12 protein-coding genes and 1 other annotated feature (1 of these 13 only partly in view) are annotated in these 15,572 nt (G+C 32.4%); of the genes, 8 read left to right on the forward strand and 4 right to left on the reverse strand.

Going from position 1 to position 15,572, the window contains the following annotated elements:
- The first annotated feature begins 18 nt into the window (after window positions 1–18).
- From mnmE to LQ608_RS08225, 8 genes are all read left to right on the forward strand, one after another.
- Window positions 19–1,398, forward strand: a complete 1,380-nt coding sequence (gene mnmE / locus LQ608_RS08190; RefSeq protein ID WP_239751186.1) for a tRNA uridine-5-carboxymethylaminomethyl(34) synthesis GTPase MnmE — start codon at window positions 19–21, stop codon at window positions 1,396–1,398.
- A 15-nt stretch (window positions 1,399–1,413) separates the two neighbouring features.
- Window positions 1,414–3,288, forward strand: a complete 1,875-nt coding sequence (gene mnmG, locus LQ608_RS08195) for a tRNA uridine-5-carboxymethylaminomethyl(34) synthesis enzyme MnmG (RefSeq protein WP_239751188.1) — start codon at window positions 1,414–1,416, stop codon at window positions 3,286–3,288.
- Complete coding sequence (rsmG, locus tag LQ608_RS08200; protein ID WP_239751190.1) at window positions 3,289–4,005, forward strand: 16S rRNA (guanine(527)-N(7))-methyltransferase RsmG; 717 nt, start codon at window positions 3,289–3,291, stop codon at window positions 4,003–4,005.
- A gap of 40 nt (window positions 4,006–4,045) precedes the next feature.
- Window positions 4,046–4,885: a nucleoid occlusion protein gene (gene noc / locus LQ608_RS08205; protein WP_078357178.1), complete on the forward strand. Its 840-nt coding sequence runs from the start codon at window positions 4,046–4,048 to the stop codon at window positions 4,883–4,885.
- A gap of 240 nt (window positions 4,886–5,125) precedes the next feature.
- Complete coding sequence (locus LQ608_RS08210; RefSeq protein WP_239751191.1) at window positions 5,126–5,818, forward strand: ABC transporter ATP-binding protein; 693 nt, start codon at window positions 5,126–5,128, stop codon at window positions 5,816–5,818.
- Entirely contained in the window at window positions 5,805–6,968 is a 1,164-nt protein-coding gene (locus LQ608_RS08215) for an ABC transporter permease (RefSeq protein WP_239751193.1), read from the forward strand. The genes LQ608_RS08210 and LQ608_RS08215 overlap by 14 nt, the downstream gene beginning before the upstream one ends.
- Window positions 6,968–7,375, forward strand: coding sequence for a hypothetical protein (locus LQ608_RS08220; protein WP_239751195.1), 408 nt, complete (start codon window positions 6,968–6,970; stop codon window positions 7,373–7,375). The genes LQ608_RS08215 and LQ608_RS08220 overlap by 1 nt, the downstream gene beginning before the upstream one ends.
- Window positions 7,376–7,495: 120 nt before the next feature.
- Window positions 7,496–8,950, forward strand: coding sequence for a carbon starvation CstA family protein (locus LQ608_RS08225; protein WP_239751196.1), 1,455 nt, complete (start codon window positions 7,496–7,498; stop codon window positions 8,948–8,950).
- Window positions 8,951–9,117: 167 nt separating this feature from the next.
- Here LQ608_RS08225 and metE read toward each other — a convergent pair whose 3' ends face one another.
- Genes metE through LQ608_RS08245 form a run of 4 tightly spaced genes read right to left on the reverse strand, consistent with a single transcriptional unit; the run spans window position 9,118 to window position 15,431 of the window.
- On the reverse strand, window positions 9,118–11,367 hold the full coding sequence (gene metE, locus LQ608_RS08230) for a 5-methyltetrahydropteroyltriglutamate--homocysteine S-methyltransferase (protein ID WP_239751308.1): 2,250 nt from the start codon (window positions 11,365–11,367) through the stop codon (window positions 9,118–9,120).
- Entirely contained in the window at window positions 11,361–13,199 is a 1,839-nt protein-coding gene (locus LQ608_RS08235) for a bifunctional homocysteine S-methyltransferase/methylenetetrahydrofolate reductase (RefSeq protein WP_239751198.1), read from the reverse strand. The genes metE and LQ608_RS08235 overlap by 7 nt, the downstream gene beginning before the upstream one ends.
- The gene (metC, locus tag LQ608_RS08240; protein WP_107509097.1) at window positions 13,156–14,328 is read right to left on the reverse strand and encodes a cystathionine beta-lyase MetC; all 1,173 of its coding nucleotides are present in this window, start codon (window positions 14,326–14,328) and stop codon (window positions 13,156–13,158) included. Before metC ends, LQ608_RS08235 begins: the two co-directional genes overlap by 44 nt.
- Entirely contained in the window at window positions 14,325–15,431 is a 1,107-nt protein-coding gene (locus LQ608_RS08245; protein WP_239751200.1) for an aminotransferase class I/II-fold pyridoxal phosphate-dependent enzyme, read from the reverse strand. The genes metC and LQ608_RS08245 overlap by 4 nt, the downstream gene beginning before the upstream one ends.
- A gap of 71 nt (window positions 15,432–15,502) precedes the next feature.
- Window positions 15,503–15,572: a binding site (T-box leader), on the reverse strand (it continues 243 nt past the right edge of the window).

Genomic DNA, 15,572 nt, shown 5'->3' on the forward strand with positions numbered 1-15,572 from the left:
ATGGTGGAGGAGAAAAACATGGAATTAGATACAATTACAAGTATCTCAACGCCTATGGGTGAAGGTGCAATAGCAATAGTACGATTAAGTGGCCCGGATGCCTTAAATATTGCTGATCGTATTTATAAAGGAAAGAAACAACTCAATGAAGTAGCATCGCATACAATAAATTATGGTCATATTATTGATCCTGATTCAGAAGAAGTTGTTGAAGAAGTAATGGTAGCCGTAATGAAAGCACCCAAGACTTTTACAAGAGAAGATATCGTTGAAATTAACTGTCATGGTGGTCTTGTAACTGTTAATCGTGTACTCGAATTAACTTTATCAAATGGTGCAAGAATGGCTGAACCAGGTGAATTCACAAAGAGAGCATTTTTACACGGACGTATTGATTTATCACAAGCAGAAGCGGTCATGGATTTCATAAGATCTAAGACGGAACGCGCATCGAAGGTAGCCTTAGGGCAGATGGAAGGGCGTCTAAGTAGTCTAATTAAAGGTCTAAGACAATCTATTTTAGAAATCCTTGCACAAGTGGAAGTAAATATAGACTATCCAGAGTATGATGATGTCGAAGAAGCAACTGCGCAATTCCTTTTAAAGGAATCTAGGCATATTGAGAATGAAATTGATCAATTATTAAGAACTGGCCAACAAGGAAAAATCATGCGTGAAGGTCTATCTACAGTAATAGTAGGGAAGCCTAATGTAGGTAAAAGTTCGATGCTTAATAACTTAATTCAAGATAATAAAGCTATCGTGACTGAAGTTGCAGGAACTACACGTGATGTATTAGAAGAATATGTTAATGTTCGCGGTGTACCGCTAAGACTTGTAGACACAGCTGGTATTCGTGAAACTGAAGATATAGTAGAAAAAATCGGTGTCGAAAGATCTAGAAAAGCATTATCAGAAGCAGATTTAATTTTATTTGTACTTAATTACAATGAAGCATTAACAGAAAATGATTATCAATTATTTGATGTCATTAAAGATGAAGATGTTATTGTTATAATAAATAAAATGGACTTAGAACAAAACTTAGACATGGATCAATTAAAAGACATGATAGGTGACCATCCTTTAGTACAAACATCGATGATAGAACAACAAGGAATAGAAGAACTTGAACAAAAAATTTCAGAATTATTCTTTGGTGGACAAGTTCAGTCTCAAGATATGACATATGTTTCTAATTCTAGGCACATTGCACTTTTAAAAGATGCGAAAAGTTCAATTAATGATGCAATTCAGTCAGCTGAAGATGGCGTACCTATAGATATCGTACAAATTGATTTAATTAAAACTTGGGAATTGCTAGGAGAAGTAATAGGTGAAGAGGCGAGTGATTCGCTAATCGATCAACTATTTAGTCAATTCTGTTTAGGAAAATAAAAAGGAGGAAAAATTTTGACACAAAAATATGACGTTATTGTTGTCGGAGCAGGGCATGCTGGGGTAGAAGCAGGATTAGCTTCAGCTAGACGTGGCGCAAAAACACTTATGCTTACAATCAACTTAGATAGTGTAGCATTTATGCCATGTAACCCATCAGTAGGTGGACCAGCTAAAGGTATAGTAGTGAGAGAAATCGATGCACTTGGTGGTCAAATGGCTAAGACAATTGATAGAACACATATTCAAATGCGTATGTTAAACACTGGTAAAGGTCCAGCTGTTAGAGCATTGCGTGCACAAGCTGATAAAGTGTTATATCAACAAGAAATGAAACGTGTGATAGAAGACGAACCTAACCTTGATATTATGCAAGGTATGGTAGAACGTTTAATTATAGAAGATAATAAAATTAAAGGCGTAGAAATGGTTATTGGATCAACTTATGAAGCTGATGCAGTTGTATTAACTACAGGTACGTTCTTACGTGGCGAAATCATTTTAGGAAATTTAAAATATTCAAGTGGTCCAAATCATCAAATGCCATCACTAAAATTAGCTGATCATTTGAAAGAATTAGGCTTTGAAATAGTTCGTTTCAAAACTGGAACACCACCACGTGTAAATGGAAATACTATAGATTACAGCAAGACTGAAATTCAACCAGGTGATGATGTCGGACGAGCATTTAGTTATGAAACGACAGAATATATTTTAGATCAATTACCTTGTTGGTTAACTTATACTAATGAACATACACATAAAGTTATTGATGATAATTTACATTTATCTGCAATGTACTCAGGTATGATTAAAGGAACTGGTCCAAGATATTGTCCATCAATTGAAGACAAATTCGTAAGATTTAACGATAAACCAAGACATCAATTGTTCTTAGAACCAGAAGGACGCCAAACTCAAGAAGTTTATGTACAAGGCTTATCTACAAGCTTACCGGAAGACGTTCAACGTAAAATGTTAGAGACAATCCCAGGTCTTGAAAAAGCAGATATGATGCGTGCAGGATACGCAATTGAATATGATGCAATTGTTCCAACTCAATTATGGCCAACATTAGAAACGAAACTTGTAACTAATCTATTCACTGCAGGCCAAATTAATGGTACTTCAGGTTATGAAGAAGCGGCTGGTCAAGGATTAATGGCTGGTATTAATGCTGCAGGTAAAGTACAAGGTAAAGAGGATGTTGTTTTACGTCGTTCAGATGCATATATTGGTGTATTAATTGATGATTTAGTGACGAAAGGTACAAATGAGCCTTATCGTTTATTAACTTCACGTGCTGAACACCGTCTATTATTAAGACATGACAATGCAGATTTAAGACTAACGGATATTGGTTATGAATTAGGCATGATTTCTGAAGAACGTTATGCTAAATTTAACCAAAAACGTGATGCGATCAGCGGAGAACAAGACAGATTAAAAGGTATTCGTATTAAACCGAATCAACACACACAAAGTGTTATTGAAAGTCGTGGAGGCGCAGCACTTAAAGATGGTATTTTAGCATTAGATTTACTACGTAGACCAGAAATGGACTATGATGCTATTATGGAAATCTTAGAAGAAGAATCTCCAGTAAGTGCAGATGTTCAAGAACAAGTTGAAATTCAAACTAAATACGAAGGTTACATCCAAAAATCATTAGCACAAGTTGAAAAAATGAAACGTATGGAAGATAAAAAAATACCTGAAAATATAGATTATGATGCAATTAACAGTTTAGCTACTGAAGCACGTCAAAAACTTAAAGAAGTAAACCCATTAGATATTGCACAAGCTTCACGTATTTCAGGTGTTAATCCTGCAGACATTTCAATATTGCTTGTTTATATTGAACAAGGTAAAATTCAGAAGGTGAAATAGATGAACGAACAAACATTTATTAATTCATTAAAAGAATCAGGTATAGAAATTACAGATAAACAATTAAAACAATTTGAAATTTATTTTGAAACGCTAGTAGAGTGGAATGAAAAAATTAATTTAACAGCAGTGACTGAAAAAGAAGAAGTCTATTTGAAGCACTTTTTTGATTCTGTTTCACCTAGCTTTTATATAGATTTCAATAAAATTGAGTCTGTATGTGATGTAGGTGCAGGAGCAGGATTTCCAAGCATTCCATTAAAAATAATTTATCCGCATTTGCAAATTACAATAGTAGATTCATTAAATAAACGAATTAAATTTTTAAATGAATTAGCAGCTGCCTTGGACTTAGACAAAGTAAACTTTGTTCATGATAGAGCTGAAACATTTGGAAAAAGTAATTATCGTGAAAGTTTTGATCTTGTAACAGCTCGTGCAGTCGCAAGATTATCAGTACTAAGTGAACTTTGCATACCTTTAGTTAAAAAGGGTGGCCAATTTGTAGCTCTAAAAGGTGCGCAAGGCAATGAAGAGTTAGAAGATGCACAATTTGCTATTTCTGTCCTAGGTGGTCAAGTGAATAAAGTATATGACTTCACTTTACCTTTAGAAGAAAGTATGAGACAAATTATTACGATAGATAAATTAAGACAAACACCTAAGAAATATCCAAGAAAACCAGGAACACCAAACAAAGAACCTATAACAAAATAATTCCTGGGAAATATGTATGAACGAAAGTAGGTATATTGAGATGAAAAAGCCTTTTTCTAAATTATTTGGACTTAAAGACAAAGAATTAGAACATATAGAAGAAGCTAGAGCTGAAGGTAATGTAGCGATAATTTCAACAGAAAGAATTGTGCCAAACCGTTACCAACCGAGAAAAGTATTTGATGAATCAAAAATTAAAGAATTGGCACAATCTATAAGAGAACATGGATTATTACAGCCTATTGTAGTTCGTCCAATTGAAGAAGGTATGTATGAAATCATTGCTGGAGAGCGAAGATTTCGTGCAATAAAACATAACGATTTACCTGAGACTGAAGTAATCATTAAACCGTTAAACGATAAAGAAACAGCAGCAGTTGCATTGATTGAAAATATTCAACGAGAAAATTTATCTGCTATAGAAGAAGCGGAAGCATATAAAAAATTGCTTGATCTAGAAGGTATAACACAACAAGATTTAGCCGCAAGCATGGGAAAAAGTCAATCATTCATAGCGAATAAATTAAGATTGCTTAAATTATCAGAACCAATCATAATTTCATTACAAAAAGGTGAAATAACTGAAAGACATGCAAGAGCAATGTTAGGTTTAGATGACGATGGTCAACAAGATGTCTTAACAGCAATTCAATCACAAAATTTAAACGTAAAACAAACAGAAGATCGTGTTAAAAAAATACGAGGATCTGAAAAAGTAAAAGCAAAACAATTTCAATTCGAACAAGATATTACAGAAGCACTTGATACACTCGGACAAAGCATTAAAAATGTTGAAAAAGAAGGTATTAAAGTAAAACGAATCGATGAAGAACATAAAGACTTTTACGAAATTACGATTAAAGTGTATAAAAGAAAATAAAGAAAGAGGTTGAGACAAATTAATTGTCTCAACCTCTTTTTTATTTTAAAAGTAATTTGTGTGACAATAAATCACAATATTTATTTACAGTATTTGAGGAACCTAACATTTAAAAAATAATATTAAATTATATATAACATTATTTTTATAAAATAAAACTTGACAAAATGTTTTTTATAGAAGTAAAATATTGTCAAATATAAAAAGGTTAATATATTGATTTGTGATGAGGGGTCTAATTTGAAGCGCGTAATAAAGTTAAATCACATAACAAAAAATTATATTGTAGGTAAAAAACCCTTAAATATTTTGAAAGGTATTTCATTAGATGTTTATAAAGGTGACTTTGTTTCAATAGTTGGAAAATCAGGTTCAGGTAAGTCTACTTTACTAAATATTATAGGTTTGTTAGATGCAGACTATTCTGGAGAATATTTATTAGAAGAAAAAGCAATCGATAAAACAAGTGATCTGCAACAATCTAAATTAAGAAATCAGAAAATTGGTTTTATCTTTCAAAGTTTTAATTTAATAGATGAATATACAATGTTAGAAAATATTTACTTACCATTTTTATATTCAGATCAAAAAATTAATAAAGAGTACATTCAATATTTGATCAAAAAGCTAAACTTAGAGCAACAAATAAACGAATATGCTTGTAACTTATCTGGTGGACAAAAGCAAAGAGTTGCGATAATTAGGGCTTTAGCAAATAAGCCTAACCTCATTATCGCTGATGAGCCTACGGGGTCTCTTGATGAAAAGAACCGTAATTTAATATTAAATATCTTGAGGGATATTCATCAAGAAGGTATGACCATTATATTAGTGACACACGACCCGACAGTAGCTCAATTATCAAATAAGAAATACGTTATGAAAGATGGGTTACTTTATTCAGAGCAAGAGGTGTGCGATGAAAACAATTAACTTGTATAAAGATGTATTCAAATTGCTATTAAGGAACAAGCGACAAAGTATTTTAACAGCTATAGCTATAGCAATTGCTAGTTTTGTTGTTCTATTTGTACAAGCAAGTAGTGAATTTACAAATCAGTCTTTATCAGACAATCTTCATATAGATCAAAATCAAACTACACTTAATTTTGTAGGAGAAAATCTAATAGAACCGACAGGATTTACTGAAGATGACAAAAATTCAATAGAAAAGTTAATTAAGAACAAAGCCCAACTAGTATCAAGTTCATACGGAATAAATGTGAATGTATTTTTGAATGATGCTAAACAAATTCTTAGCTACAGAACATTAGAAGATTTAAAGAAAAATGAAGTGAATTTTCCAGAGGTTATAAAAGGAAAGAAGCTAGGAATACTAAACGATAAATCAAATGAAGTAGCAATAAGTGATAAGGCGTTAATAAATCTAACACGCCAAAATAATATAGAAAAATTTATTAATAGCAATATAAAAATTAAAAATAAAAACTATAAAATAAGTACAATTTATAAAGCATCAACTATAAATGAAATAGTACCTTCGTTAATTGTTTCGGAACAAACGAAGAAAGATATTATGCAAAACAAAATACATTATGATGAAATGATGATATTTACACAGAATCAAACAGATATAAATAAAGCATTAGCTTTTCTAGATAGGTATGGAACATATAAGAAAAAGGGAAGTTATACATATACAGACAATAAAGGTGTTTATGAAGAAACAAAAGCACAATCAGAAACAATATTGAACTTTATTGCAATGCTTTCAAGTATTTCAATATTTGTGGCAGGATTTGGAGTAATGAATGCAATGCTTTCATCCATTAGTGAACGGTCTAAAGAAATAGCAATTCGGCGCTCTCTAGGAGCTAAAAAGAGTGATATTCAATTATCGTATATTATAGAAGGTACGCTGCTTTCTACTATAGGTGGTGTAATAGGCATAGTTCTATCACTTATATTTATCTTTATAATGAATGTGCTAGGTTTTGTAGCTAGTTTAACCATTTTACAAATTATCATAACATTTTTAGCTACAGCCATTTTTGGCGTACTATTTAGTATTATTCCTGCTATGGTTGCTGCAAATAAAAATATAGTCGAAGGTCTAAAATAATGAAAATAAATTTTATAATTATATTTATCTTTGTATCTGAATTAGTCTTAAGCATAATATTTATGAGTGATTTTAATATTTTTCAACACATGCTTTTCATAGAAATAATACCGTCTTTGTTACTGGCGATATTAATAGGTAGAGTGGCATATGGGAAAAAATTATTTTGGTTATATATATTAATAGGTTCAATCATATATGCAATTTTGGAATATATATTAATAACGATAACACCAATGCAAGTTATTGAAAATAATACCATTCAATCAAGTACATCAGTATTTGAATTTAGTAAAAATATTAAAATAACAACATATTTTGGCATGTTTATTCAAACATTTCTATTATCTTCTTTTGTTGTTTTAATAATAAAAGTAATAAATAAGATTAAAAAAGGAGAATTTTAAAAATAAATCTTGTTTTTTTATTTATTTACAAGTACGAAATCATTACACATGTAGCATTGTATTTCCTAAAAAACTCATTTATAATTATGTAAACGCTTGCACTTACAAAGGGGGATTTCAATGATTACATTTTTAGTTTCAATAGTGTTATTGATTGTAGGTTATTTTACATATGGTAAGTATATCGAAAAGATGTTTGGTGTTAAGGATGAACGTCCGACACCGGCTCATGATCAAAGGGATAATATTGATTATGTTCCAATGACGACGAATAAGAATTCATTGATTCAATTATTGAATATCGCTGGTGTTGGACCTATTTTTGGGCCAATTATGGGTGCTTTATATGGTCCGGTTGCTTTTTTATGGATTGTATTAGGTTCTATATTTGCTGGTGCTGTACACGATTATTTAACGGGTATGATTTCAATTCGTAACAAAGGGGCTCACTTACCTGAATTAGCTGGTAAATTCTTAGGTAATGTGATGAAACATTTGGTTAATGTGTTTACGTTATTACTACTTTTATTGACTGGTACGGTGTTTGTTACTAGTCCAGCATTACTTCTACATTCACTAATGGATGGAAAAATTGCTTTAGGTATTATTATTTTTGTTATTTTCTTATATTACTTCTTATCTACAATTTTACCGATTGATAAAATTATTGGTAAGGTATATCCGATATTTGGTTTAATTCTCATGATTTCAGCAGTAGGTATTTTCGTGAGATTATTGATGACAGGAGCAGAGATTCCAGAATTAACTTTAAAGAATATGCATCCTGATTCTGCACCAATATTCCCATTATTATTCTTTACTATCACGTGTGGTGCTTTATCTGGTTTCCATGCGACACAATCGCCAATTATTTCTAGAACGACAAATAATGAAAAGAATGGCCGTAAAATATTTTATGGCATGATGATTGCTGAAGGTATTATCGCTATGATTTGGGCTGCTGCGGCAATGAGTTTATTCGGTGGTTATGGTGGACTTCAAGAAGTATTAGCTAAAGGTGAAGCGGCTCTTGTAGTTAGTGAAGCATCTACAATGTTACTAGGCTCAGTGTTTGGTACATTAGCAATTCTTGGTGTTATTGTATTACCAATTACGAGTGGTGATACGTCATTTAGAAGTGCTAGAATGATTCTTGCGGATTACTTTAAATTTGGTCAAAAGAAAATGTGGAAACGATTTGCTATAGCAATACCAATGTTTATTATTAGTTTCATTTTAACAACAGTAGACTTTACAATCTTATGGAGATACTTCTCTTGGGCAAACCAAACTACAGCTACAATAGCACTGTGGATAGGTGCAATGTATCTATTGTTATCTAAAAAGAATTTCTACGTAGCATTGATTCCTGCAATATTTATGACATGGAATATATTTACTTATATTTTAAGTCAGCCGATTGGTTTTGGAATGGATTTATCTCTAAGCTATTGGTTATCAATAGGTCTTACAATTTTATGGAGTATGTATTTCTATTATTTATATCGTAAAAACAGTGAAAATGCGATTGAAATCGATCATCAAATTGGATCTGCAACAGTTTCAAAATACTAAACATCAAAATAAGAACCTTTCGGTCTCCACCGAAAGGTTCTTATTTTATATATTTAATATAGGGAAGGAAGTCTGCCATATAGTACTCGCTCAAAAATATTATATGGCAGTGTTATTAGATTTGGAACTAATGGCTAATATAACTGAACCGTGTGTTGGCAGTTCGTTTAATTTGGTTGTTTTACTGTGCTATCTTTACGTAATTTTTCTACTGATTTTACTAGTACAGTTAAAGCTTGTTTAACTTCATCTTCTTGTCTTGTTTTCAATCCGCAGTCAGGGTTTACCCAGAATAGAGAACGGTCAATTTCTTTAAGTGCTCTATCGATTGCTACAGTAATTTCTTCTTCTGTAGGTATACGTGGACTATGAATGTCATATACACCTAAACCAATTCCTAAATCGTATGTGATATCTTCAAAGTCTTGGATTAAATCGCCATGGCTTCTTGATGTTTCAATTGAAATAACATCAGCATCAAGTGATTTGATTGCATGGATGATTTGTCCAAATTGAGAGTAACACATATGCGTATGAATTTGTGTTGAATCTTGGACTGAAGATGTTGATAATCTGAATGAACGAACAGCTTTATCTAAGTAATCTTCATGATATTCTGAACGTAAAGGTAAGCCTTCGCGCAATGCTGGTTCGTCTACTTGAATCACTTTAATGCCTGATTCTTCAAGTGCTAATACTTCTTCGTTTATAGCTAAAGCGATTTGATCTTGAACTTCGCTACGAGGAATATCAACACGTTCGAATGACCAGTTTAAGATTGTAACTGGACCTGTAAGCATACCTTTAACAGGTTTGTCAGTTAATCTTTGAGCATATAGTGTTTCTTTAACTGTTAGTGGAGCTGTCCATTTAACATCACCATAGATGATTGGTGGTTTAACAGCACGAGAACCGTATGATTGAACCCAACCGAACTTAGTTACTAAGAATCCATTTAATTTTTCACCGAAGAATTCTACCATGTCATTACGTTCGAATTCACCATGTACTAATACATCTAAACCAATATCTTCTTGAATATCAATCCAACGCTTAATTTCATTTTGTACAAATTCTTCATATTTTTCGTCTGAAATTCTATTGTTTTTCCAATCTGCACGATATTTTCTTACTTCTCTTGATTGAGGGAATGAACCTATCGTCGTTGTTGGTAAATCAGGTAAGTTTAATACTTCATCTTGTAAAACTTTTCTCTCTTTAAATGGCGTTGTACGTTCTGATTTCACGGAATCATAATCATATTCAAGTTGTTTGAATGACTGACTTTCAAATCGTTCAAATTGAGTTTTTAATTCATTGTATAAAGTGTCATCATTTTCATTAAATAATTGTTTTAAAGCATATAGTTCGTCTAATTTCTCAGTGGCAAAGCTTAAACCTTCTCGGACTGAATCATCTAATGTTTCTTCTTCTAAAGTAACTGGTACATGTAATAATGAAGAAGAAGGCTGAATAACTAATTCATTTGTATATGGTTGTAAAGAGGCAATCAGTTCTTTTTTAGCTTCAATGTTAGTTGCCCAAACATTTCTACCATCAACAATACCAGCAAATAGTGCCTTTTCTTTAGGGAATAAACCATCTTTAATTTGTTGTAAGTTAAATCCATTATCATGAACGAAATCTAAACCAAGACCATAGACAGGCAATTGTCCTACAAAGTTTAAATCAACTCGTTCGAAGTATGTTTGTAATACTAAGTTTGTAGATGGAACTTCTTTATTAAAGAATTCATATGCTTCTTTAGTAATATCTTGAAGTTCTTTAGCTTCGTCAGTTACTAAAATTGGTTCATCTACTTGGATATATTCTGCACCAGCTTCAGTTAAACTTTCGAATACTTCTTTATATAATGGTAACAGTGTTCTAACTTTTTCCTCAAAACTTTGGTCTCCGCCTTTTGATAAAGCTACATAAGTCACAGGTCCTACGATTACTGGATGAGATGTTACACCCGTTTCTTTAGAAAAGTTGAATTTTTCTAGTAACACATTGTTATTTACTTTAGGCGTAACGTTATCCCATTCAGGTACGATATAGTGATAGTTTGTGTTAAACCATTTGATAAGTGCACTTGCAACGTGTTCTTTATTACCTCTTGCAATATCAAATAATAATTCATCATCAACAGGACGTCCTTGGAAACGCTCTGGAATGATATTAAATAATAATGATGTATCAAGTACATGGTCATATAATGAGAAATCACCAGCAGGAATTTGATCGACATGATGTTCTTTTTGAATTGTTAAAATTTCTTTATGTAGATCTTGCAGTGTTTGATCTAATTCAGCTTTATCTATTTTCTTAGCCCAGTAGCTTTCAATGGCTTTCTTCCATTCTCTTTTTTTACCTAGTCTTGGAAATCCTAAATTTGCTGTTTTAATTGTCATAATATTGCCTCCTTGGTTTGTGTTTCAGTTTTTGATTTTGAATAATTTGCTAATTCAACGGATAAATCATATTTTAAAAATGGTGTAACGATGTACAGACCATTAAAATATTGGTGTATCGCATCAATCAATTGCTTGCTCAAATTAATACTGAGCTTACGGGTTGCGTCTCGATCGTCTTTAACTTTTTCAAAAGCGTTGAGAACAGTTTCTGATAATTTAATACCGGGAACTTCATTGTGTAAAAATAGGGCGTTATTATAGTTTGTAATTGGCATGATGCCAATAAAGATTGGTGCATCTATATGTTTTGTTGCTTCATATATTTCTTTAACTCTTTCAGGTTCATAGATAGGTTGTGTAATGAAGTATTCCATTCCAGACTCTATCTTTTTTTCTAATCTTTTAACGGCTGGTTCAAGACGTCTTACATTTGGATTAAAAGCGCCTGCTACAGAGAAATTAGTATTACTTCTTAATGTGTCTCCATCTGCGTTAATACCTTGATTAAATTGGGTAATCATTTCAGCTAATCCACTAGAATTTACATCGAATACACTTGTTGCACCAGGGAAATTACCAACTTTTGATGGATCACCTGTAATAGTTAAAATATCATTAATACCTAGTAACGAAAGTCCCATCAGATGTGACTGAAGACCAATTAAATTTCTATCTCGACATGCTAAGTGTACGAGGGGTCTAATTTTATATTGTTGCTTTATAATGCTAGCTGCTGCTATGTTAGAAATTCTAACGCTTGCTAGTGAGTTGTCAGCAAGTGTTACAGCTTCAACACCCGCGTCTTCTAGAGCTTGTATACCATCGAAAAATTTATTCGTATCTAAATGTTTTGGTGTATCAAGTTCAACAATAACAGTCGGTCTTTGTTGAACGAGTTCTTTAATGCTAGGTTCATTTTTATTTTGCTTTTTATACTGTTTTGTCTCTATTGGAATAACATTTTTTTGCTTGATAGGTTTTAAATCTTTAACGACATTTTTGATTTTTTTAATATGTTCTGGTGTTGTACCACAGCAACCACCTATTAATCTGACACCTTGATTGACAAGTTCTTTAGCTGCGTCAGAAAAGTATTCCGAATTGTTATTGTATTTCAAGTCATTGTCTTCTAAATCCAGCAAACTCGCATTAGGATAACAAGAAAGATATGCACTATTAGGAATTTCAATATGTTTATACGTCTTTATCATATGATAAGGTCCGTGGTGACAGTTTAAACCAACAACATCTGCGCCTTCTCTTAGTAATGCCTCTAATGCGTCAGGTATAGGTGTACCATTTCTTAAATAATTAGTATTACTTGCTGTAAGTTGAGCAATAATCGGAATGTCATATTTCGCTTTTGCATTTTTTAAGACGGTAAGCAGCTCTTCTAAATCATAGTAAGTTTCAAATAGAATGCCATCTACACCTTCATTTACAAGTGTTTCAATTTGAATTTCTGTATGATACTGAATAGCTTCTATAGATAAGTCACTCTTTTTTATGTTACGAAAGCCACCTACAGTACCTAATATAAATGTATCTTTATTGCTTGCTTTTTTAGCGATTTGAACAGCTTCACGATGTATATCTTTAACACGATGCTCTAAATTGAAGTCTTTTAGCTTTTCGAAATTAGCACCGTAAGTGTTCGTTTGAATGATATCAGCACCTGCTTCTATATATGAGCGGTGTATTTGTTCTACTTTTTTAGGATGAGTAAGGTTATAACTTTCTGGGCAAGTGTCTAATCCTTCTGAGTAAAAGATTGTTCCAATTGCACCGTCAGCCACTAAAATGCGGTTCTTCAATGCTTCTTTCAGATTCATATATAGCCTCCTTTAATGCCCAATCGATATCTGTAATCAATTCTCTGACATCTTCCAATCCTACTGATAGTCTAAATAAGCCGTTTGTAATACCACGTTCAGCTCTAATGCTTTCAGGTATAGCTGCGTGACTCATTGTAGCTGGGTGAGAAAGAATGGTTTCAACACCACCTAAACTTACAGAAACTAAAGGTATATTTAGATGGTCAACAAATGCTTGTGCTTTTGATTCATCTTTAAGTCTGAATCCTAGTACGGCACCACCATTTTTAGCTTGTCTTAAATGTGTGTCATTTGTTATTGGATAGTAAACAGTTTCAATTGCTTCATTTTCAATTAAATATCTATAAATTTGTTCAGTATTGCTAACAGATTGTTTAAATCTAATAGGTAATGTTTTTAAATGCTTAGCAAGTGTCCATGAATCATAGACGCTTAATCCTGATCCAGTTCCATTTTGAATTAAGTAAATATCATTTTTAAGTTGGGGATCATTTACGATTACAGCGCCAGCAATCAGGTCACTATGACCTCCTAAGAATTTCGTTGCAGAATGAATGACAATATCTGCTCCAAGTTTCAATGGAGACTGTCCTAGTGGTGTCATGAATGTATTATCTACGGCTAAAAGTGCTTCATTTCTACGAGCAATTTGTCCAACACCATCAATATCAGTTACTTTAAATAGTGGGTTAGAAGGTGTTTCTACATAGATAAGCTTTGTATTATCCTGTACAGCATCTTCTACTTGTTGTAAGTCTGTTTGATCGACAGTTGTAAATTCGATTTTGAATTTTTTTAGTATTTGTTCTGTTAATCTGAAAGTACCTCCGTATACATCATCAGGAAGTATAACGTGATCTCCAGGTTCTAATGTAAGGAATACAGCTGTTACTGCAGCTATCCCAGAACTGAATGCAAATCCATAATTACCGCCTTCTAGATCGGCTAACTTTTCTTCGAGTAACTTTCTGTTAGGATTACCACTTCTTGCGTAATCAAATTCAGTATTACCACCTAATGTTTGTTGGTGATATGTTGATGAATAATATAATGGTTGGTTGCTTGATAAATGTTCATTACCTCTAGTGGAGTCTAATATTAATGACGTTTCTTTTGAATAACTCATAATGACACCCCTTCTTTCTTTGATTTTTTAAGAGCTTGAAGTATATCTGTGTAAATATCTTCATAGTCTTCAATTCCGATTGATAGACGAAGTAGATATTCATCGATACCACGTTTATCTTTTTCTTCATCGGCCATGTCTACATGCGTTTGTGTATATGGGAAAGTAATGAATGTTTCAGTGCCACCAAGACTTTCGGCAAATATACATAAATCAATATTTTGTAAAAAACGATCAACACTGTAAGCTTTGTTTAATCTAATGCTTAACATGCCTGTTTGCCCTGAATAAAGTACTTCATCAATGCTTTCAATTGACTGAAAAGAAGCGGCTAATTTTTGGGCATTTTCGGTAGCGCGATCAAGTCGTATGTGTAATGTTTTTAAACCTCTTAGTAATAAATAACTGTCAAAAGGTGATAGTGTTGCACCAATCATATTGTGGAATTGAGCAAGTAGTTCACCTAAATAATCGTCTGATACGGTTACAATGCCTGCTAATACATCATTATGACCACTTATGTATTTTGTAGCAGAATGTAATACAATGTCAGCTCCATCTTTTAATGGTGTAGAAAAGTAAGGTGTTAAGAATGTATTATCAATAATTGTTAAAATATTTTTAGACTTCGCTATTGCATACAATGGTTCTAAGTCGACTGTGAACATTAATGGATTTGATACGGGTTCTATAAAGAAAGCTCTCGTATGCTCATTGATAGATGCATTGACCTCTTCAATATTTGAAAAATCGATGTACTTAAATTTAATGTTGTATTGTTTTTCATAAAATTCAAAGATTCTAAATGTGCCACCATATAAATCATATGAAACGAGAATTTCATCATTTGGTTTAAATAAGTTACATATTAATTGAATACTTGCCATACCACTAGAAGTTGCAAATGCGTACTTTCCACCTTCTAATTTGGCAAATGCTTCTTCGAATTGTGAGCGAGTAGGATTTTTAGTCCTCGTATAATCGAAGCCAGTTGAACATCCTAATTTTTCATGTTGATAGGCTGTTGAAAGATATATAGGATTTGTGGTTGCACCTGTATGATCTTTAGTTAATGAAATTTGAGCGAGTTGAGTAGATTTCATAATAGCCTTCCTCCCTAATGTATTTAAAAATAAAAAAAGCTTCCGTCCTTTAAACCCGATATTAATCGGATGTAAAGGACGAAAGCTTAGCTCGCGGTACCACCTTTGTTCGTAATGACATTACTGACACTACCTCTATAA

Origin of the sequence: Mammaliicoccus sp. H-M34 (genome assembly GCF_022386495.1) — a bacterium.
Classification (GTDB): domain Bacteria; phylum Bacillota; class Bacilli; order Staphylococcales; family Staphylococcaceae; genus Mammaliicoccus; species Mammaliicoccus fleurettii.

Excerpts from the sequence above, each read along its gene's own strand:
- LQ608_RS08225 (WP_239751196.1), top strand. The coding sequence starts at position 7,496 with ATGATTACATTTTTAGTTTCAATAGTGTTATTGATTGTAGGTTATTTT.
- LQ608_RS08220 (WP_239751195.1), top strand. The coding sequence starts at position 6,968 with ATGAAAATAAATTTTATAATTATATTTATCTTTGTATCTGAATTAGTC.
- LQ608_RS08215 (WP_239751193.1), top strand. The coding sequence starts at position 5,805 with ATGAAAACAATTAACTTGTATAAAGATGTATTCAAATTGCTATTAAGG.
- metC (WP_107509097.1), bottom strand. The coding sequence starts at position 14,328 with ATGAGTTATTCAAAAGAAACGTCATTAATATTAGACTCCACTAGAGGT.
- mnmE (WP_239751186.1), top strand. The coding sequence starts at position 19 with ATGGAATTAGATACAATTACAAGTATCTCAACGCCTATGGGTGAAGGT.
- rsmG (WP_239751190.1), top strand. The coding sequence starts at position 3,289 with ATGAACGAACAAACATTTATTAATTCATTAAAAGAATCAGGTATAGAA.
- noc (WP_078357178.1), top strand. The coding sequence starts at position 4,046 with ATGAAAAAGCCTTTTTCTAAATTATTTGGACTTAAAGACAAAGAATTA.
- LQ608_RS08245 (WP_239751200.1), bottom strand. The coding sequence starts at position 15,431 with ATGAAATCTACTCAACTCGCTCAAATTTCATTAACTAAAGATCATACA.
- LQ608_RS08235 (WP_239751198.1), bottom strand. The coding sequence starts at position 13,199 with ATGAATCTGAAAGAAGCATTGAAGAACCGCATTTTAGTGGCTGACGGT.